This window comes from Cyanobium gracile UHCC 0281 (assembly GCF_034931305.1).
Taxonomy (GTDB): Bacteria; Cyanobacteriota; Cyanobacteriia; order PCC-6307; family Cyanobiaceae; genus Cyanobium; species Cyanobium gracile_A.
Map to the genome: position 1 here is coordinate 1 of NZ_JAYGHY010000014.1, position 19,354 is coordinate 19,354.

19 protein-coding genes are annotated in these 19,354 nt (G+C 70.6%); 10 read left to right on the forward strand and 9 right to left on the reverse strand.

All coding sequences use genetic code 11. The features are described from left to right. The 5 genes from VB739_RS06260 to VB739_RS06280 form a co-directional block, all read left to right on the forward strand. On the forward strand, positions 1 to 262 hold a 262-nt coding region (locus tag VB739_RS06260; RefSeq protein ID WP_323356246.1), incomplete at its 5' end, for a 5-formyltetrahydrofolate cyclo-ligase. Positions 263 to 331: 69 nt separating this feature from the next. Further along, positions 332 to 508, forward strand: coding sequence for a hypothetical protein (locus VB739_RS06265; RefSeq protein WP_254944116.1), 177 nt, complete (start codon positions 332 to 334; stop codon positions 506 to 508). A 7-nt stretch (positions 509 to 515) separates the two neighbouring features. Then, positions 516 to 989, forward strand: coding sequence for a hypothetical protein (locus VB739_RS06270; RefSeq protein WP_323356247.1), 474 nt, complete (start codon positions 516 to 518; stop codon positions 987 to 989). Between the two features lie 18 nt (positions 990 to 1,007). After that, a complete protein-coding gene (locus tag VB739_RS06275; RefSeq protein WP_323356248.1) occupies positions 1,008 to 1,427 on the forward strand; it encodes a SufE family protein in 420 nt (139 codons plus the stop codon). Positions 1,428 to 1,460: 33 nt separating this feature from the next. Continuing rightward, positions 1,461 to 2,777, forward strand: a complete 1,317-nt coding sequence (locus VB739_RS06280) for a homoserine dehydrogenase (RefSeq protein WP_323356249.1) — start codon at positions 1,461 to 1,463, stop codon at positions 2,775 to 2,777. A gap of 24 nt (positions 2,778 to 2,801) precedes the next feature. On the opposite strand, the gene VB739_RS06285 is transcribed toward VB739_RS06280, so the two are convergent. Then, complete coding sequence (locus VB739_RS06285) at positions 2,802 to 3,617, reverse strand: hypothetical protein (RefSeq protein WP_323356250.1); 816 nt, start codon at positions 3,615 to 3,617, stop codon at positions 2,802 to 2,804. A 183-nt stretch (positions 3,618 to 3,800) separates the two neighbouring features. Between VB739_RS06285 and VB739_RS06290 the strand changes: the two genes are divergently transcribed. The 3 genes from VB739_RS06290 to VB739_RS06300 all read left to right on the forward strand — a co-directional run bounded on the left by VB739_RS06290 (position 3,801) and on the right by VB739_RS06300 (position 7,281). Then, positions 3,801 to 4,583: a hypothetical protein gene (locus VB739_RS06290; protein ID WP_323356251.1), complete on the forward strand. Its 783-nt coding sequence runs from the start codon at positions 3,801 to 3,803 to the stop codon at positions 4,581 to 4,583. 62 nt (positions 4,584 to 4,645) lie between these two features. Next, a complete protein-coding gene (locus VB739_RS06295; protein WP_323356252.1) occupies positions 4,646 to 6,265 on the forward strand; it encodes an ABC transporter substrate-binding protein in 1,620 nt (539 codons plus the stop codon). Next, complete coding sequence (locus VB739_RS06300) at positions 6,262 to 7,281, forward strand: ABC transporter permease (protein WP_323356253.1); 1,020 nt, start codon at positions 6,262 to 6,264, stop codon at positions 7,279 to 7,281. The genes VB739_RS06295 and VB739_RS06300 overlap by 4 nt, the downstream gene beginning before the upstream one ends. Before the next feature lie 2 nt (positions 7,282 to 7,283). Here VB739_RS06300 and VB739_RS06305 read toward each other — a convergent pair whose 3' ends face one another. Further along, positions 7,284 to 8,888: an alpha/beta hydrolase gene (locus VB739_RS06305; protein ID WP_323356254.1), complete on the reverse strand. Its 1,605-nt coding sequence runs from the start codon at positions 8,886 to 8,888 to the stop codon at positions 7,284 to 7,286. Between VB739_RS06305 and VB739_RS06310 the strand changes: the two genes are divergently transcribed. Then, a complete protein-coding gene (locus VB739_RS06310; RefSeq protein WP_323356255.1) occupies positions 8,876 to 10,099 on the forward strand; it encodes an MFS transporter in 1,224 nt (407 codons plus the stop codon). The genes VB739_RS06305 and VB739_RS06310 overlap by 13 nt on opposite strands. On the opposite strand, the gene VB739_RS06315 is transcribed toward VB739_RS06310, so the two are convergent. The 6 genes from VB739_RS06315 to ychF all read right to left on the reverse strand — a co-directional run bounded on the left by VB739_RS06315 (position 10,073) and on the right by ychF (position 16,890). Then, a complete protein-coding gene (locus VB739_RS06315) occupies positions 10,073 to 10,294 on the reverse strand; it encodes a hypothetical protein (protein WP_323356256.1) in 222 nt (73 codons plus the stop codon). The two genes, VB739_RS06310 and VB739_RS06315, sit on opposite strands and share 27 nt — an antisense overlap. Before the next feature lie 34 nt (positions 10,295 to 10,328). Beyond that, complete coding sequence (locus VB739_RS06320) at positions 10,329 to 11,498, reverse strand: lipocalin-like domain-containing protein (protein ID WP_323356257.1); 1,170 nt, start codon at positions 11,496 to 11,498, stop codon at positions 10,329 to 10,331. Then, positions 11,495 to 14,119: an ABC transporter permease gene (locus tag VB739_RS06325; RefSeq protein ID WP_323356258.1), complete on the reverse strand. Its 2,625-nt coding sequence runs from the start codon at positions 14,117 to 14,119 to the stop codon at positions 11,495 to 11,497. Before VB739_RS06325 ends, VB739_RS06320 begins: the two co-directional genes overlap by 4 nt. Further along, positions 14,116 to 14,835 (reverse strand): ABC transporter ATP-binding protein, encoded by a 720-nt coding sequence (locus VB739_RS06330; protein ID WP_323356259.1) that lies wholly within the window; start codon positions 14,833 to 14,835, stop codon positions 14,116 to 14,118. The genes VB739_RS06325 and VB739_RS06330 overlap by 4 nt, the downstream gene beginning before the upstream one ends. A gap of 61 nt (positions 14,836 to 14,896) precedes the next feature. Beyond that, positions 14,897 to 15,793, reverse strand: a complete 897-nt coding sequence (locus VB739_RS06335) for an NAD(P)-dependent oxidoreductase (protein WP_323356260.1) — start codon at positions 15,791 to 15,793, stop codon at positions 14,897 to 14,899. Between the two features lie 5 nt (positions 15,794 to 15,798). Then, positions 15,799 to 16,890, reverse strand: coding sequence for a redox-regulated ATPase YchF (gene ychF / locus VB739_RS06340; RefSeq protein WP_323356261.1), 1,092 nt, complete (start codon positions 16,888 to 16,890; stop codon positions 15,799 to 15,801). A gap of 80 nt (positions 16,891 to 16,970) precedes the next feature. Here ychF and VB739_RS06345 point away from each other — a divergent pair, with 80 nt between their 5' ends. Next, positions 16,971 to 18,167: an efflux RND transporter periplasmic adaptor subunit gene (locus VB739_RS06345; RefSeq protein WP_416233306.1), complete on the forward strand. Its 1,197-nt coding sequence runs from the start codon at positions 16,971 to 16,973 to the stop codon at positions 18,165 to 18,167. On the opposite strand, the gene wecB is transcribed toward VB739_RS06345, so the two are convergent. Continuing rightward, positions 18,164 to 19,285 carry a non-hydrolyzing UDP-N-acetylglucosamine 2-epimerase gene (gene wecB, locus VB739_RS06350; RefSeq protein ID WP_323356262.1) on the reverse strand — a complete coding sequence of 374 codons (1,122 nt, stop codon included), beginning with the start codon at positions 19,283 to 19,285 and terminating at the stop codon, positions 18,164 to 18,166. The two genes, VB739_RS06345 and wecB, sit on opposite strands and share 4 nt — an antisense overlap. Positions 19,286 to 19,354: the final 69 nt, after the last annotated feature.

The following is a 19,354-nucleotide window of genomic DNA, read 5'->3' on the forward strand; positions in this document are numbered from 1 at the left end:
GCCGGAGGCCATCGCCCTGCTGCTGGTGCCCGCCCTGGCGGTGGCCTCCTGCGGCCTGAGGCTGGGCTCGGGCGGTGGCTGGTACGACCGGCTGAGGGCCGATCCGCTCTGGGCGGCGGTGCCGGCGCTGGCGGTGCTGCCCGCCGCCTGCACAGGCGTGACCCTGCCCCGTGATCCCTGGGACATCCCCTTCGACGGCTGGATCGATGAACGGGACTGCCACTTCACCGAAGCGGGGCGGCGGAAGATTGCAAGCTCTTAACGATGGGGCTGCCATCGGGCCATTCCCCCGTTCGTTTGCCAGGATCGGCGCAGTGCATCCGTGCCGTCCTTGGATTCGATCCTCTCGTCGCTCCAGAACCGTCCCCTGACGGCCGCCGAGCGGGTGATGACCTCCGAATTTCAGACCCGTGGCGCCTCCAGCGACGCCCTCTCGATGATGGTCAGCTCGGTAGCCAGGATGGTGCAGGCGGGCAAAAGCAGCGATAGTCGTTGGAAATCCAACTGATCCACGGATGAAGCCCTTCCTTATCTCTGGGCTGATCGGCCTGGCCTCCTTGGTGCTGGCCCCCACCCAGGCGCGAGCCCACGCCATCGAGAGCAGCCTGGAACGGCTCACCAACCTGAGCAACTCCCTGCGCCTGGAGAGTCAGTTCTCCAGCGGCCAACCGGCCAGCGATGCCGCCGTCCGCATCGTCCCACCCGATGGCGGCCCAGCGATCGAACTGGGGCGCACCGACGCCGCCGGCAGCATCGTCTTCACCCTGCCGCCCCAGGCCAGCCGCCAGTGGGAGCTGCAGGTGGATGCGGGCCCCGGCCACCGCGATTACCTCGAACTGCCCGAGACCTCGGCGACCCCGCCGCAGCCCGCACGGGTGAGCCGCTCCCATTCCTACCCTCAAGTCGAGGGTTGGGCCCTGGTGCCCCCCCTCGGCGTGCTCGCCGTGGCCGGACTGGCCGGGATGCTGAGGCCGCGCCGTCCGTCCTGAGTCCCCTCCTTGTCGTCCATGGCCACCGGCAGTCCCGCCCTCGATCGGATCGTGGAACGCCTGGGGAGCACCAGCGACCCGCGCCGCCGTTACGAGTACGTGCTCTGGCTGGCCAAGAAACTCGAGCCTTTCCCCGACGACCTGCGTCTGGACGCCTTCAAGGTGAAAGGGTGCGTCTCCCAGGTGTACGTGGTGGGGCACCTGGAGGAGGGCAAGCTCCACTGGCGCGGTGATTCCGATGCCCAGATCACCAAGGGGTTGCTGGCCCTGCTGATCGAGGGGCTGGCGGGCCTGACCCCGGAGCAGGCCACCGCGCTGGATCCCTCCTTCATCGCCGCGACGGGCCTGCAGGCGAGCCTGACGCCTTCGCGGGCCAACGGTTTTCTCAACATCCTGCGCACCATGCAGGCCCAGGCCAGGCAGCTGCAGGCCGATTGATTTCTAGGATGGTGGTTTGTGGGGTTGCAGCCCATGACCATCGGCATCGGCTTGCTCGGGCTGGGCACGGTGGGGAGCGGCGTGGCGGCGATCCTGGCCAGTCCCCAGGGCCGACATCCGCTGGTCGGCGACCTGGTGCTCGAAAGGGTGGCGGTGCGCGACCTCCAACGCCCCCGCCCGCTGACTCTGCCGCCGGAGCGGCTCACCACCGACCCTGAAGCGGTCATCGACGATCCGAAGGTGGACATCGTCGTGGAGGTGATGGGGGGTCTGGAGCCGGCCCGCAGCCTGATCCTGCGCGCCATCGCTGCCGGCAAGCCTGTGGTCACGGCCAACAAGGCGGTGATTGCCCGCTACGGCCAGGAGATCGCCGCCGCTGCTGCCCAGCAGGGCGTCTACGTGCTGATCGAGGCCGCCGTCGGCGGCGGCATCCCGATCATCGAGCCGATCAAGCAGTCGCTGGGCGGCAACCGCATCCAACGGGTCAGCGGCATCATCAACGGCACCACCAACTACATCCTCAGCCGCATGGCCGATGAGGGGGCGGCCTACGCCGACGTACTGGCCGACGCCCAGCGGCTGGGCTATGCCGAGGCGGATCCCGCCGCCGATGTGCAGGGGGGAGATGCGGCCGACAAGATCGCGATCCTGGCCGGGCTGGCCTACGGCGGGCCGGTGCAGCGGGCGGGGATCGCCACCGAAGGCATCGACCGGCTGGAGGCCCGCGATGTGGCCTATGCCGCCCAGCTCGGCTTCGTGGTGAAGCTGCTGGCGGTGGCCGAACGGGTGCAGGACGACGCCCAAGCCGGGCCAGCGGACGGCGTCAGCCTTGACGTGCGCGTGCATCCCACCCTGCTGCCGAAGCACCACCCCCTGGCGGGAGTCCACGGCGTCAACAACGCGATCCTGGTGGAAGGCGATCCGGTGGGGCAGGTGATGTTCTTCGGTCCCGGTGCCGGGGCCGGCCCCACCGCCTCGGCGGTGGTGGCCGACATCCTCAACATCGCCGGCATCCGCCAGGTCGGCGGCCCCCAGGCCGGACTGGATCCCCTGCTGGCCGCCAGCAGCTGGCGCCACTGCACCCTGGTCGACGGCTCCCTGAGCCGGCACCGCAACTACGTGCGCCTCAGCACCCGCGACGAGGCCGGCGTGATCGGCAGCATCGGCACCTGCTTTGGCACCGCCCAGGTGTCGATCCAGTCGATCGTGCAGCTGGACGCCAGGGAGGGGGAGGCGGAGATCGTCGTCATCACCCACGAGGTGCGAGAAGACCGGTTCCGCGAGGCCCTCGCCGCCATCGAAGCCCTCGAAGGGGTGGAAAGGGTGGCCGCCTGCCTCCGGACCCTGTGAGTCTGAGCTGAACCGACCCGCCGCTCAGCGCCCCTGGCGGAGGCGCTGCCTCACTCGACGGCTGCAGCGGAAGGCGACAGCCACGCCGGCCAGGGGCAGGGGGCCCGGAACCGAGGCCGGATCGGGACCCTCGCCAGGGCCATCAGCCCCTTCACCGGGCCGTTCATTGGAAGGGGCTCCTGAAGGGGGGGGTTCGGTGCCCTGGGGCAGCAGGGCGGTTTCGAACACGTCCCCAGCCAGCCTCTGGCCGCGATCCTCGCCGGCGGGCTCGGCGGCAATGGCAAGCTCCGAGGCGTCAGAGGAGACTTCGTCCGGCTCCGAAGAGCCGGCGGATACGATCCGGAACGGCACGAAGCCTCCGGTGGCCCCGTTGAAGACGTTGTCGAACAGGGTGCCGGCCTGCCAGGTGAGCTGCGCCTCAGGGGTGGAGGAGGTGCCCGCCCAGCGGAAGGAGAGCGGGCTGCTCAACCGGAACAGGCTGCCGCTGGTGGCGGTGCCGGAACGCGACAGGAAGAAGCCGGAGGGCACAACAAAACCATCGACGCTCACCTCGTAAGGGGCAACGATGTACTGGAAGGGCGGCACAACCAGGCCCGTGGAGGGGTTGGCCAGGCCGATCCCGCCGGCCCCGACGAGGTAGTCGGGCGAACCACCGAATCCAGGAGTCAGGAGCTCGCGCAGCTCCTCCAGGGCTCCCAGGCTTTCGTGGGGAAGGCTGCCCACGGCAGGAGCAGCGGTACTGGCGACCAGGCAGGTGAGCAGCAGCAGCGGGGGGTAAAGGTGGACAGAGGGGCGGAAACGACCCAGGGAGAGGGCACCGAGGCTGAAGGGGCGCGCCATGGAGACCTAAGAAGATTTCACCAATCTATCAGGCCATGTTCAGAAAACATGGACTCCTCCTTAAGAAGCGCTGGGAGGGTGGCCGTGTTGCCCTCTTTCGCGGCGCCCGTGACGCCGCCGGTCAGCCCCCCTAAGGTCTGGGCCGCTGGTTCGCTCCCGCCACGTTCCCCGTCCCGACCACGGATGCCTGATTACTCCGCCAGTCGCGAGGACCACATCGCCAGCTTCGGCCGCCTGTTCGCCTGGAGCGGCGGCGGGCTGCTGCTGGTGTTTCTGGGCTTCGTTCTGGTCGATTCCCTGCCCCTGCAACTGCTCAATCCCGCCTGGCAGCTGCGGTTCACCAACCGCATGGTCAACACCTCCCTGCTGGCCCTGGTTGGGTTTCTGCTGCTGCACCTGGGGCTCTACATCGAGCCCGCCAACGGCTTCCTGCGGGCGCAGCTGGCCACCGCTCGCCAGTGGGCCGTCATCGTGGTGTTCGCCTTTCTGCTGCTGGTGCCCCTGCAGGGCTTCGCCACCTGGCGTGCCCTCTCCCAGGCACAGGGCAACGAGGCGATGCAGCGCACCATGCTCGGCGAGCGGGTGACGATGATCCGCCAGGCCATCGAAGCGGCCACCAGCCCGGAGGACCTGCAGGCCCGTTTCTCCCGACTGCGGGCCCCCCGACCCCAGCTGCCTGCGGCCGCCCTCAGCCTCCCCCTCGGCGAACTGAAACGCAGCCTGCTCGATGAACTCCAGAAGACCGAGACCCGCGCCACCAGCCGGATCGGCGGCCCCGCCCCCACCGACGTCTGGGCCCTTGGACAGGGGGCGGCCAGGGTCAGCATCGCCGCGCTGGGCTTCGCCGTGGCCTTCGCCGCCGGCGCCCAGCGGCCGGGTGCCTCCCTCACCCTGCTCCAGCAGCTGAGCAGGCGGGTGGACATCCTGCTCGGGCGACGTGCGAAGCCCAACCGACGCGCCCCCTGACCACCGCCAGCGAGCAACCCGCGGGCTGGCCGCTTGAATGGGCCCCACCGGATCGCAAGGTCTTGCCGACGACCAGGGGTAGTCATGGACGCCGACCAACCGCGACGGCGGCCAGCCTCGCCACCCTGCTGCTGGCACTGCCGCTGCTGGTGGCCTGTCAGCCGAGGCGCTCCAGCCAGTCCCTGATCGTGGCCACCAAGAGCCGCATCGATTCCCTCGATCCGGTTCAGGCGTCCCGCATCGGCGTGATGCAGGTGCTCAGCGGCCTCGGCGATCCCCTCTATGCCATCGACGACAACGGCCGGCTCGAACCGCGGCTGGCCACCACCCTGCCGGTGCTGAGCGGAGATGGGCTGCGGGCCCGGATCCCCCTGCGCCGGGGGGTGCTCTTCCATGACGGCACCCGCTTCGATGCCGCCGCCATGGCGTTCTCCCTGCGCCGCTTCATGGCGATCGGCACCCTCGGCTACCAGCTGAGTGAGCGGGTTGAAAGCGTGCGGGTCACCGCTCCCTACGAGATCGAGCTGGTGCTGAAGCGTCCCTTCAGCCCGCTGCCGCGATTGCTCAGCGCCATCTTCCTGACCCCGGTGTCCCCCACCGCCTACCGGCGGTATCGCGACAAGCCCCTCAACGACCGCTTCGTCGGTACCGGCCCCTATGCCCTGTCCTTCTTCGGCGGCCAGCAGCAGCGCCTGACCCCCTGGCCCCGCTACTGGGGCAAGCGGCCGGCCAACGCGGGCATCGACCTGGTGACCCTGAGCAACTCCACCGCCCTGTTCGGGGCCCTGCGCAGCGGCGAGGTCGACCTCCTGCTCAACGGCGGTCTGGAGATCGACCATCAGCAGGCCCTGCGCCGGGACGCCGCCGCCGGCCGCCTGCGGGAAGCCATCGGCCCTTCCCAGGAGATCAGCCTGGTGTCCCTGCTGAGCGACCAGCCGCCGCTGAACCGGCCCGGACTGCGCCAGGCTGTGGCCCGCAGCCTGGATCGGGCCACCATCATCCGACGCGTGACCCTGGGGCTGCGCTCCCCCCAGCGGCAACTGGTCCCCCCGGACCTGCCGGGCTCCGATCCCACCGCCTGGCCGGCCTACGACCCCGCCGGGGCCCGCGCCCTCTACCGCCAGGCCGGGTACTGCGGAGGTCGGGTGCTGACCCTGCCGTTCACCTACCGCTCCGACATCCCCACCGATCGGCTGTTCGCCCTCACCTGGCAGGCCCAGCTGCGCCGTGACCTGGGCGATTGCGTGACGCTCGAGGTGAGCGGCATGGAGTCGACCACCGCCTACTCCCAGCTCGACAAAGGCGCCCTGACGATGCTCTTCTACGACTGGATCGGCGATTACCCCGATGCGGAGAACTTCCTGATGCCGCTGCTGTCCTGCAGCAAGGCCGAAGGAAACCGCTGCCTCAAGGGCAACAGCGTGCTGGGTGGCAGCTTCTGGACAGCGCCGGGCCTGGAGGCGGAACTGCGGCGCAGCAGCCAGCTGGATGGGCCTGAGCGGGTCGCCCTGCTGGTGGCCATCCAGCGCCGCGTCGCCGCTGCCAGCCCCTACCTGCCGGTGTGGCTCAGTGCCCCGGCGGCCTGGGGCGGCCTGGGCGTCAGCCAGCCCCGCTTCGACGGATCCGGCCGGGTGAGGCTGGGCGAACTGCGCCGTCTGCCCGCCGGAGCCCGGATGCCATGAGCCGTCGTTCCGACCTGGCGCGCTACCTGGCCTCCCGGCTGGCCCTGGCGCCGCTGATGCTCTGGCTGATCGCCACGCTGGTGTTCCTGCTGCTGCGCGTGGCCCCCGGCGATCCGATCGATGCCCTGCTGGGCACCCGCGCCCCGGAGGCGGCCCGCGCCGCCCTGCGGGCCCAGCTTGGCCTGGATCGCCCCCTGGCCGAGCAGTACGGCCAGTTCCTGGGCCACCTGCTGCAGGGCGACCTGGGCCAGTCGCTGACCAACGGCGAACCGGTGACCCGCCTCATCCAGGACAGCCTGCCGGCCAGCCTGGAGCTGGGGGTGGTGGCGCTGCTGCTGGCCGCCATCGTGGGTCTGGCGGTGGGGTTCAGCGGCATCGCCCGCCCCGAGGGGCGCCTTGATCTGGCCGGCCGGCTCTATGGCATCGGCACCTATGCCCTGCCCCCCTTCTGGGCGGCCATGGTGGTGCAGCTGGTGTTCGCCGTCTGGCTGGGCTGGCTGCCGGTGGGGGGGCGCTTCCCCGCCACCCTGATGCCGCCGCAGGGGACGGGCTTCTACCTGCTTGACAGCCTTCTGGCCGGCGACTGGCAGCAGCTGGTCGGCAGCCTGCGCCACCTCGTGCTGCCGGCGGCCACCCTGGGCCTGCTGCTCAGCGGCATCTTCACCAATGCGCTGCGGCTCAACCTGCGCCGTGCCCTCGGCTCCGACTACGTGGAGGCCGCCCGCAGCCGCGGCCTGAGCGAACGGCGCGTGGTGCTGCACCATGCCCTGCCCAACGCCCTGCTGCCCGTGCTCACGATCACCGGCATCACGGTGGCGTCCCTGATCGGCGGCGCCCTGCTGATCGAAGTCACCTACTCCTGGCCCGGCATCGCCTTCCGCCTGCAGGAAGCCATAGCCCAGCGCGACTACCCCTTGGTGCAGGGCATCGTGGTGGTGGTGGCGGCCCTGGTGGTGCTGGTGTCCGTGCTTGTCGACCTGGTGGTGGCCCTGCTGGACCCACGCATCCGCTTCTGAGTTCAGGGCTCCAGGCCCGCTCTCCAGCGCCGGGCGGCGGCGGCATCGAGCACGTCGAGCGTGACCCCCTGATGCACCCGCCTCTGGGCAGGCAGCAGCAGGGGCTGTTCCAGGGTGTGGAGGTACTCGGTGGTGAGGCGCAACAGCGCCGATTGCACCCTGGCCGGATCCACCCCCACCAGCTCCGCATCGAGCCGGAACAGCACCTCATCGGTGGGCATCAGCCGCACGGGGGAGAAGTGGCTGCCGCCCTCCACCATCACCAGGCGACTGCGGGGATCCCGCCCCTGGAGGAACAGGCGCAGCTGCTCCTCCAGGGGCGGCGTCACCAGATCGAGGCTGCCGCCCACCATCAGCACCGGCACCTGGAGCGAGGCCAGCCCACGACGGGGCCAGAGCAGGCTGCCGAAGCCGTTAAGCAGCACCAGCCCGCGCAGGTCGGCGGGGGGGGCGGAGCGCTCCGGCAGCTGGGTGCTGGGAAGCTGGCACTGCAGCAGCCGGGAGGGGTTGGCGATCGGCAACCGATCGAGGGCCTTGCGGCAGCGCTCCCCCAAGCCTGGTTCCGGCACCACCCCGGCCGCCAGCAGGGCGGAGAGGCCCCCCATCGAATGGCCGAGCAGCACCACCCCCTGGCCCTGCACCGACAGCTCACCCCGGCGTTGGGCCGCCAGCACCGCGTTGATGTCGGCCAGGCGGATGGCCAGGGTCTCGGCTCCCGGTGGGGGCCGCTGGCCGTCGAGGGCGGCCTTGAGGGCGGGGCCATCGCTGCCGGGGTGCTGCAGCACCACCACCGACCAGCCCCGTTCGGCCAGCTCACCGGCCAGCCAGCCGAACTGGTCGGCATTGCCCCCGAGCCCGGGCATCATCAGCAGCCAGGGCCGGTCCGGGGGCACGCTCCCCCGCTGAGCCGCCGGGGCCGGCGCCGGCCAGATCTCCAGGGGCAGAAGCTGGGGGCGGTGCGCCACCACCAACCCCTGCCGGCGAGCCCTCAGGGAGGTGCGTTCACCGAAAGCGAAAGGAACGGTGCGGCGCTCCGGCAGCGCCAGGGCCTGGAGGCGCTGCAGGGCCTGGCGCTGCAGGTCGATCTGCTGGCGCCACTGCAGGGCCAGGTCGTAGAGGCCATCGAGCTGGAGGCTCAGCCGCTGCACCGGCAGGGCCCGCAGCAGGCCGATGGTGGAGACGTCCTGACGGGTCTCCAGCAGCCGCTGCAGGGTGGTCTGCAGCACCGCTGTGGAGCTGCGGCCATCGGGGGTGGTGAGCAGGTCGCCCAGGCGGGCCAGCATCTGGCTGCCCGCCCAGCTGTCCAGCAGCTGCTGGCCAAAGCTGGTGTCCCGCAGCAGGGGGGCGCGCAGCAGGATCTTCAGGTCCTGGCGACTGCCGGGATCGAGCAGATCCAGCCAGACAGCCAGATCCCCGCCGTCGCCAGGGCCCCCGCTCGGGCTCCGGGACCAGCCATCGAGCTGCTCCAGGTTCACCGGCAGCTCCAGGCCATCGAACCGCAGCTCCAGCACCTCGGCAGCACCGGCCGCCGGCGCCAGGCCCGGCGCCGTGATCAGCAGACTGGCCAGCAGGCCCTTGAGTTGGCGAAGGCGGCGTGAAACAGGCACAGGGGTGGGCCAGGGCGCGGTCCTGGTTCACCCAGTTTCCAGCAGCCCTGCGCGACGTCGCCCTGATCCGCACGATCGCCATGCTGGGAGCCGGTGGCGTGCTCTATCTGACGCCGATGGTGTTCCACCAGGAGCAGTTCAGCGCCGGCCGCGTTACCGAAGGGCTGGCCCTGGCGGCGGTGGCGGGCACCCTGGGCCGGATCCTGAGTGGCGTGTTGCTGGATCGGGGTCTGAACTGTTCGGTGCCGGTGCTGCTGGCGGCCCTGCTGGCCCTCGCCGGCGACGCCCGGCTGATGGGCACCGGCTCCTTCGGCGGCTACCTGCAGGGGCAGGTGCTGCTCGGCATGGCCATGGGGTTCTACTGGCCCGCGGTGGAGCTGGCCGTACCGCTCAGCTGCGCGCCGGTGAGCTCCGGGCGGGCCTTCGCCCTGACCCGCAGCGCCGATGCCCTCGGCATCGCCACCGGCGCCCTGCTGGGGGCCGTGCTCGCCGGTCAGGGATGGCTGCGGGGCATCTATGTCGTCGATATGGGCTGCATGCTCGTGTTGCTGCTGGTGCTGCGGCGCCAGGGCCTGCCGGATCCCAGACCCAGGGAGGCCCTGGCCCACCCCAGCCCCTGGGGCCAGTGGATCCCTGGGCTGACGCCGCTGCTGGCCATCGCGGTGCTGGCCACGGCGATGCCGGCCCTGATGCAGAGCGCCCTGCCGCTGGAGCTGGTGCGGGGCAGCCTGCAGCGGCGTGCCCTGCCGGTGAGCCTCGGCGCCCTCACCATCGGCCTGCAGCTGGGTCTGGTGCTGCTGCTCCAGTGGCCGGTGGGTCAGGCCCTGGCCCGGCGGCCGGTGACGACGGGGCTGAACCTCAGCCTGCTCAGCTTCGCCGCCGGCAACCTGCTGCTGGCGGCCTCGGCCTACAGCGAGCGGGGCCTGGCGCTGCTGCTGCTGGCCCAGCTGCCGCTGGCCTTCGGCGTGACCGCCTTCCTGCCCACCGCCACTGAAGCGGTGGTGGAACGCTGCCCGCTCGAGCACCAGGGGCTGGCCATGGCCCTGCTCTCCCAGTGTTTCGCCATCAGCGGTTTCGGGGCTCCGCTGCTCGCCGGTCGGCTGCTCGACGGCCAGGGGCACGGGGCCGGACTGTGGCTGCTGATGGCCCTGGCCTGCCTGGGGGGACTACCGCTGGTGCGGGAGCTAGGTCCCCGCAGGACGGTCGGCTGAGGCGGCCGCCTGCTTCTCGATCCAGGCCTCGTGGGGGAGGGGCTCGGTGCCGTACTCCCAGTCGTCGTAGTCGGGATCGTTGCGGATGCGGCGGTGGATCTCCTTCTGAGCCTCGAAGTTGTGGGGATGTTCGGTGGCCTCGCCTGCGGCGTCGGGCAGGGGAGACGGGGTCTCGGGGTGGTCCGGTGCTGCCATGGCCCTGCGCTCCTGATGGAGCCATCCTCGCCGATCACCCACCCCGCAGGCTGTCGAGGCGGTCGGCGTAGCCCGTGAGTTCGCCGTAGCCCTGACCCCGCAGCGGTTGCTCACCGCGATGGCCCCCGTAGCGCAGGGCCCCTTCCCAGTAGGTGGCCGAGGCGGTGCTCAGCTCCTGGTCGGCCATCTGGGGAGTGATCACCAGCTCCAGGTCCAGCCGCGGGATGGCGAGCGTCCAGGCCGCGGGGTAACGGGCACCGCTGCGGGGACTGCGCCAGGTGGCCGTGACCGTGAGGTCGTAGTCCTCGGCGCCCAGCTCCACCTCGTGGGTGCCCTCGATCCAGCGGCCACCGCTGAACGGTTCCTTGCCGCCATCCTCCCGGCGCAGGCCGTAGAGCATCAGGGCGGAGCCGTCCTCAAACTGGGCCGAGAACCAGTCCCAGCCGACGGTGCCCGGGCTCAGGACGCTGGTGGAGAACTCATGGTCCTTCCAGCTGACACCGTGGACGGCATGGTCGCGGCCCGCCACCGTGATCGTGCCCTCGGTGGGCTGCTGCACCAGGGAGTAATAGTGCGACGCGTTGCCTGGTTCGGGCCCCTTGCGGCTGAGGCCCCCCTGGCCCTGAAGCACGGGGGGCCGGCTCTGGCGGAGGGTCAGGTCGATGGCCATGGCACTGGTGGAGGCCTGCAGCCGCACCCGATCGGGGCCCTCGGCGCTGATGCGCCAGTCGTTGAGCCAGACCGCATAGGGATCGGCCTCGGCCCCGGCCAGGCCCAGGGCGCCGCGGGCGAAGCGCTCCTCCTGCAGGAAGGTGTCGGTGGCGATGTCGCTCACCGTGAAATGGGCGGAATACACCTGGGGGGTGCGCCAGGCCGACCCACGGCCCCCGGAAGCCTGCTCCGGGGGCGCCTCGGCCACCAGGGCCTGGCGGAAGATCGTGAACTGATAGCCGAAGGCCCGTCCTGCCTCGGTTTCCAGGTTGCCCGTGTAGTACCACCACTCGGTCCGGTGGTCGGGATGGGCGCCGAAATCGGCGGGGAAGCGCCATTGGCGGGGGGTGAGGGCCCGGGCGAAGCCCTGGGGCGCCGGCACCTCCCCCCATTGGATGCGGCTGCTGGCCCCGGCTGGGGTAGGGCCGGCCAGGCAGAGCAGCAGCACGGCCGCCAGGGCCACCAGGATGGGCAGGGGGTGGCGGTGTTTCATTCCTGCCGCAACGCCTCACTGATGGTCATCCGAGCGAGCCGCTGGGCCGGATAGAGGCCCGCCAGCACGGCGGCCCCCACCGCAATCAGCAGCGACTGGATGAAGAAGCGCGGCTCCAGAGCGATCTGCAGGGTCCAACCGAAGGAGCGGACGTTGATCACATGCACCAGCACCCAGGCCAGCACGAAGCCCAGGGGCATGGAACAGGCCCCGGCCAGCAGCCCCATCAGGCCGGTCTCCAGCAGGGTGAGGCGCCCCAGCTGCCGGGGTGTCATGCCGGTGGCCCGCAGCACGGCGAACTCCCGGCCCCGCTCCAGTTGCAGGCTCATCAGGGTGCTGAAGATACCGATGAAGGCCACCACCACCGTCAGCAACTGCAGCGCGCCGGTGATGGCGAAGGTGCGATCGAAGATCTCCAGCGAGCCCTGGCGCAGGGACCCGTTGGTCTGCACCAGCAGGCTCTGGCGAGAACCGAAGCCCTGCCGCAGCTCAGCAGCCACCGCATCGGCATCGGCGCCGGGGGCCAGGAACAGGCCGAGGGAGGCCACGCTGTCGTCGTGCCACAGCTCCGCCACCTGGGAGCGGTCCATCAGCACGCTGCCGCGATCGGAGGAATAGTCATAAAAAACGGCGATCACCGGGAAGCTCCTTTCGCCGTCGGGGGTTTCGAGCCTGACCTGCTCGGGGATGGCGCTCTGGCCCTCGCGCAGGTAGACGGCCTCGGAGAGGATCACCCCCTCTCTGGCCTCCAGGGCGGCGAAGGGGTCGTCAAGGCCCGGGCGGACCCAGGCGTAGGGGCGGCGGCCGGCGGACACATCGCCCCCGGCGGCAATCAGGGTGATGTCCCGGTCCTGGTCGACCAGATGCACATCGAAATTGTTGTAGGTGACCATGGCCCGCAGGTCGGGACGCTCGGCGATGGCACGGACGATGGCGGGGTCCACCTTGCCGAGCACCCGGTTGGCCGTGGTGCTGGGGGGCGAGACGAACAGATCGGCCTGGAGGGTCTGGTCGAGCCAGGTGACCACCGTGCCCCGGAAGGAGCCGATCATGATCGAGAGGCCCACGATCACCGAGACCGCCACCATCAGGGCCGCCACGGCCACCGCCGTGCGGCTGAGGGAGCGCAGGATGTCGCGGGGGGCGAGGCGGGCCACCACCGGCAGGCCCCGGCTGGCCCAGCCCAGGCCCTGCATCGCGGCGACCAGCACCGGCGGCATCAGCAGGGCAGCGCCCATCAACAGGGCGAACAGGCCGGCGAAGGCGGGCACCAGGCCGCGGCTGTCCCAGCGGAGCAACAGCACCCCCAGGCTGCCGCAGAGGAGTGCCGCCAACAGGAACCAGGGCAACAGCCGCTGCCAGCCGGCCTCCAGGCTGGAACGCTGCAGGGTCATCTGGGGCGGTGTGGCCATCGCCTCCCAGGCGGGCAGGGCTGAGGCCAGCAGCGCCGAAGCCACCCCCACCAGCATCCCCTTGGCCAGGGTGAACCCCGACACGCTGATCTGCCGCACCGAGACCACAAAGTAGAAGTCGTTGATCGTCTGGGTGATCAGGCCGACGACGCTGCGCCCCAGCAGCACCCCCAACGCCAGCCCCAGCAGGGACCCCACCAGGCTGAACAGGACCGCCTCGCCCAGGATCAAGGTGAACAGCTGGCCCCGGGTCACCCCCAGGCAGCGCAGCACCCCGAACAATCCGCGGCGCTGCACCACGCTGAAGGTGACCGTGTTGTAGATGAGAAAGATGCCCACCACCATCGCCAGCAGGCTCATGGCGGTGAGGTTGAGCTCAAAGGCGGCGGTCATCTGCTGCACGGCATTGCCGCGGGCCGCCGCTGACTCCAGCTTCAGCCCCCGGGGCAGCCATTCGCGGAGGGCCGCCTCCTGGCCGGGGCCCTCCAGGATCAGATCGATCTGTCCCACCGCCGGTACTGCCTCAGCGCCGGTGGGGTCGAGCAGGTCCTGGGCGGTGGCGATGTCGACCAGCAGCAACGTCTCCAGGCCGCGGCGCTCGAGGGCCGAATCACTGCTGACACGGCCCACCAGCTGCAGGACCGTCGTCCGTCCGGCCAGATCGAGATGCAGGCCGCCGGAGCCGTCGACGGCGCCGGGATGGAGGCCGAAGCGCTCGGCGGTCTCGGTGGCGATGACAGCCGTGCCGGGTTCGGTGAGGAAGGGCACGAAGCCGTTGCCTGCGCTCTTCTCACTCCCTCCATCCCCGCCCAGGAAGCCACGGAAGGGGGCCTCGCTGAACAGATCGACACCCACCAGCCGCACCAGTTCACCGTCCAGTTCCTCGGCCCGGCCGTAGGCCTCGATCACCGGGGCGGCGGGAATCTCCGGGAAGCGGCGGCGCAGCTCGACAAAGGTGCTGTCAGGGACGCCACCGGGCCCGATCGCCACCAGCCGATGGGTGGTGCGGCCGGTGATGGCGTCGGTGGACAGGGAAAAGGCCCGCTGGGCTGAACCACTGGCCAGATCGATCGACACCAGCATCGCCACCCCCAGGGCGATGCCCAGGATGCAGAGCAGGTACTGCAAGGGACGACGACGCCAGCGGCGGGCGGCCAGGCGCCAGAGGGGCCCGTTGCGGACCACGGGCAAGGGTCTCGCTTCGCTCATGCCGTCAGCGGCGCAGCCGCTGGTCCGGCTTCCAGCAGATGGCCCTCCTGCACCCGCAGCACCCGGTCGGCCTGCTCGGCAATGGCGGCGTTGTGGGTGGCCATGATCAAGGTGCGACCCTGCTGGCGGGTGAGGGCAACCAGCAGCCGCAGCACCTGCTCACCGGTGTGCTCATCCAGGTTGCCGGTGGGTTCGTCGGCCAGGATCAGCAGGGGCTGGTGCAGCAAGGCCCGGGCGATGGCCACCCGCTGCTGCTGGCCTCCGGACAGGCGGTCCGGCATCGTCGAGGCCCGGTCTGCCAGCCCCACCTGGCCGAGAAGATGGAGGGCCGCCGTCTCCAGGGCTGGCCGCGGCAGGCCCGCCAGCTCGCTGGGCAGGGTGACGTTCTCCAGCACCGACAGGGTGGGGATGAGGTTGAAGAACTGGAAGATGAAGCCGATGCGATCGCGGCGAAAGAGCGTGCGCCGCCGCTCATCAAGGGCCGTGAGGTCCACCCCGCCGATGCACACGCTGCCGGAGGAGGGGCTGTCGATGCCACCAAGCAGATGCAGCAGGGTGCTCTTGCCGCTGCCGCTCTGGCCGAGCAAAACAACGAACTGGCCGGGCGGGATGACCAGGTCGACGGACTCAAGCACCGTGCGCTCCGTGTCGCCTTCCTGAAAGCGCTTGCGCAGCCCCCGCAGTTCGATCGCGGCGGCCTGGGGAGCTTCAGCCATTCACACGCGGACCAGCCGCCAGCACCACAGGAGCGGCTCCAAGTTAAGGAGGGACCGACTCTCAGCGGGACTCCGCGCTGAACCAGCGGGCCAGGGCCGACACATCCTCGTCGCCATGGCCGGCCGTGATCAGGTCGTCCTCCATCGCCGCCACCTGCCGCGCCAGCGGCAGCTCCAGGCCTCCGATGGCGGCGGCCTCCAGGGCGATCGCCAGATCCTTGCGGTGCAGGCGCAGCCGGAAGCCGAGAGGGAATTCACCCCGCAGCATCGAACCGCCGCGGTGCTCCAGGGCCCAGGAGCCGGCAGCCCCGCCGAGCAGCGCCTGACGGACCGCCTCCATCGGCAGCCCCAGGCGCTGCCCCAGGGCCAGGGCCTCCGCCACCGCCGCGTAGCCGCCCGCCACCAGCACCTGGTTGACGGCCTTGGCCTCCTGGCCGGCCCCCACCGGGCCGAGGTGCGTGATGGTTTGGCCCACCGCCTCCAGCACGGGACGGGCCCGCTCCAGGTCGGAGGCCTCCCCCCCCACCAGCACCGACAGGGTTCCCGCCCGGGCCCCCTCGGTCCCACCGGTCACGGGTGCATCGAGATAGGCCACGCCGCGCTCGGCCAAAGCGGCCGCCATGGCGCGGGAAGACGCTGGCGCGATGGTGGAGAAGTCCAGCACCAGGGAACCGGGCCGCAGGCCCGCCTGGGCAGCGCCGTCGGTAGCGCCCCCCCGCCCCAGCAGCACCTCCGCCACGGCGATGTCGTCACTCAGGCACAGCGCCAGCACAGGGGCATCCCGCGCCGCTTCTGCGGGCGAGGTGGCCCTCCGGGCCCCGGCGGCGGCCAGGGGCCGTTCCCGCTCCCGGTTGCGGTTGTGGACCGTGAGCGCAAAGCCCTTCGCCAAAAGGTTGGTCGCCATCGGAGCCCCCAGCGCCCCAAGGCCGATGAAAGCGACGGGTAGGGCCACGGGCATTCCGCTCAGACGTTGAACAGGAACTCCATCACATCCCCCTCGGCCACCACGTACTCCTTGCCCTCGCTGCGCAGCCAGCCCCGGTTGCGGGCCTCGGCCAGGGTGCCGGCCTCCAGCAGCTGGCCGTAGGCAACGGTCTGGGCCCGGATGAAGCCACGCTCGAAGTCGGTGTGGATCACGCCGGCGGCCTGGGGAGCGGTCATGCCGGCGGTGATCGTCCAGGCGCGGGTCTCCTTCTCGCCGGTGGTGAAGTAGGTGCGCAGACCCAGCAGGCGGTAGGTGGCACGGATCAGGCTCTTCAGGCCGCCTTCGCTCACCCCCAGCCCGGCCAGGTAGTCGGAGCGCTCCTCGGCGGCCAGGTCGACCAGTTCGGCCTCCACCTGGGCGGAGATGCGCACGGCTTCGGCTCCCTCGCGGGCGGCCAGCGCCTCCACGGCACTCACCCAGGCGTTACCTCCGGCCAGGTCGTCCTCGCTCACATTGGTGGCGTAGATGATCGGCTTGGCGGTGAGCAAGCCGAGGGTGCGCACCAGGGCCTGCTCCTCCTCGCTCAGGGACACCCGGCGGGCGGCGCCGCCCTGCTCCAGTTCCGCCTGCAGCCTGGCCAGGGCGGCGTCTTCGGCGGCGGCCTCCTTGCTGGTGCGCATCTGTTTCTTGAGACGCTCGCGTCGCTTCTCGATCTGGGCCAGATCCGCCAGCCCCAGCTCCAGGTTGATCACCTCGGCATCCCGCTCCGGATCGACGCTGCCGGAGACGTGGATCACGTCGTCATCATCGAAACAACGCACCACGTGAACGATCGCGTCCACCTCGCGGATGTTGGCCAGGAACTTGTTGCCCAGCCCCTCCCCCTGGCTCGCCCCCTGCACCAAGCCGGCGATGTCCACGAATTCAACGCGCGTCGGCACGATCTCCTTCGAACTGGAGAGGTCGGAGAGCTTCTGCAGGCGCTCATCGGGCACCGCCACCACCCCCACGTTGGGCTCGATGGTGCAGAAGGGGAAGTTGGCCGCCTGGGCCTGGGCGTTGGCCACCAGGGCGTTGAAGAGGGTCGATTTGCCCACGTTGGGCAGCCCGACGATTCCGGCTTTGAGCATCGGCAAAATCTAGGGGTCACCGTGCCAGGGCCCATTCGGTCTCCCGCCGTCCACAACCGCTGCCCAGGCGAGCGAAACTGATGCCAGCGAAACGCCGGCCCATTCCCGCCATCACCCCCCTGCCGCCGGCTCCCACCCCGACCCGGAGCGCGCCACCGCCGGCCGCCCCCGTGGCGGCGAAACGTCGTTCCCGTCGTCGCCTCTGGATCGGCCTGGCGGTGGGGCTGGCCCTGCTGGCCTCCGCCGGGATCTGGCAACGGCAACGGATGCAGGCCGGCCGCGACCTCGCCCCGTTCACCGTGGTGGCCCGCGAAGGATCCCTGCCCGGGGTGATCACCGCCAGCGGTGAACTGGATGCTGTCCAACGGGTGAACGTCAGCCCCAAGCGTCAGGGCATCCTGCTGCAGTTGCTGGTCGACGAAGGCGACACGGTGCGCAAGGGTCAGCCGCTGGCGCTGATGGATGACGGCGACCTGCGCGACCGGTTGATGGAGCTGCAGGCCAACGTGCAATCGGCGGAGGCGGAACAAGCCCGCAGCGATAGCGAGCTGCGCCGTAACGAACCCCTGTTCCGCCAGGGGGCGATCAGCCTCGACACCATGAATCGCTTCCGCTCCGAGGCGGAGGTGCGGCGGCTGGCCACCGCCGCGGCCCGCCAGCGGTTACGGCAACGAATGGTGGAGAAGGACGAATTGATCGTGCGGGCCCCCTTCGACGGGGTGATCAGCCAGCGCTACGCCGAGCCCGGCGCCTTCGTCACCCCCACCACCACCGCGTCGGCCACGGCCGGCGCCACCAGTTCCTCGATCGTCGAGCTGTCCGAGGGGCTGGAGGTGGTGGCCAAGGTACCCGAGAGCGACATTGGCCGGCTGAAGGTGGGCCTGCCCGCCAGCGTGCGGGTCGATGCCTTCCCGGATCGTCGCTTCCAGGCCCGGGTGCGCCAGATCGCCCCCAGGGCCGTCAAGACCAACAACGTCACCTCCTTCGAGGTGAAGCTCCAGCTGGTCGATCCAGCGCCGGAACTCCGCATCGGCATGACCGCCGACATTGACTTCCAGACCGGCACCCTCCAGGCCAGGACCGTGGTGCCCACCGTGGCGATCGTCACTGAGGACGGCCGTCCCGGCGTGCTCCTGGTGGGCAAGGGTCAGGAACCCACCTTCCAGCCGGTGGAGCTGGGGGCCAGCAGCGGCAAGGACACCCAGATCCTCACGGGCCTGGAGAGCGGCACCAGGGTGTTCATCGATCTGCCCCCCTGGGCCAAAAAGCGCCCCTAGGCGGCGCTCACGCCCAGGTAGCGGCGCGCCGCCTCCACGATCCGGCCGCTGGCCGCGCCATCACCGAAAGGGTTGTGGGCATGGGCCATGGCCTGGTAGGCCTCCTGGTCTTCCAGCAGCCGACTGCCCTCCGCCAGGATCTCGCGACTGTCGGTGCCGATCAGCTTCGCCGTGCCGGCCGCCACCGCCTCGGGCCGCTCGGTGGTGCGGCGCAGCACCAGCACGGGCTTGCCCAGGGCAGGCGCCTCTTCCTGCAGGCCGCCGGAATCGGTGAGCAGCAGGGTGCAGCCGCGCATCGCCGCCACCAGGCGGTCGTAATCGAGGGGTTCGGTGAGGAAAGCGCGCGGATGGGAGCCGAGCAGGGCCTGCAGGGGCTCGCGCACCGTGGGATTGCGGTGCAGCGGCAGCAGCAGGGCGGTGTCGGGGAAGCGCTCCAGCAGGGAGAGGAAGCCCTGGCCGATGTCGAGCAGCCGCTCGCCCCAGTTCTCGCGGCGGTGCACCGTGGCCAGCAGCACGCGCTGGTTCTGCCAGTCGAGCCCTGGCAGGTCCCAGTCGGGAGCGGTGCGCGCCATCAGCAGCAGGGCGTCGATCACCGTGTTGCCGGTGGTGAGGATCTCGCCCACCACCCCCGAGGCCTTCAAGTTCGCCGCCGACTGGGTGGTGGGGGCGAAATGGAGGCGGGCCAGTTGGGAAATCAGGCGCCGGTTGGCTTCTTCAGGGAAAGGATCGAGCAGGTCGTTGGTGCGCAGGCCAGCTTCCACATGGCCGACGGGGATTTGCTCGTAGAAGGCGGCCAGGGCGCTGGCGAAGGCCGTGGTGGTGTCGCCCTGGACCAGGACGAGATCGGGACGGTGTGCCTCGAACTCCTCCTTCAGGCCCTGCAGCGCCGCACAGGTGACGTGGGTGAGCGTCTGTTTCGGTGCCATCAGGGCCAGGTCGTGGTCGGCGCTGAGGCCGAACAGCCGCATCACCTGGGTGACCATCTCGCGGTGCTGCCCCGTAAGCACCACCCGGGTGCGGAACTCCCGGGCCCGCTGAAAAGCCAGGATCACCGGCGCCAGCTTGATGGCCTCCGGGCGCGTGCCCAGAACGATGCTGACCAGGGGCTGTGGGGACACGGGCCGAAGCGGGTGATTGGATCCTAGGGAGCCCCCGATCGCCCCTCTCCAACGGCAGAGGCCGCAGCT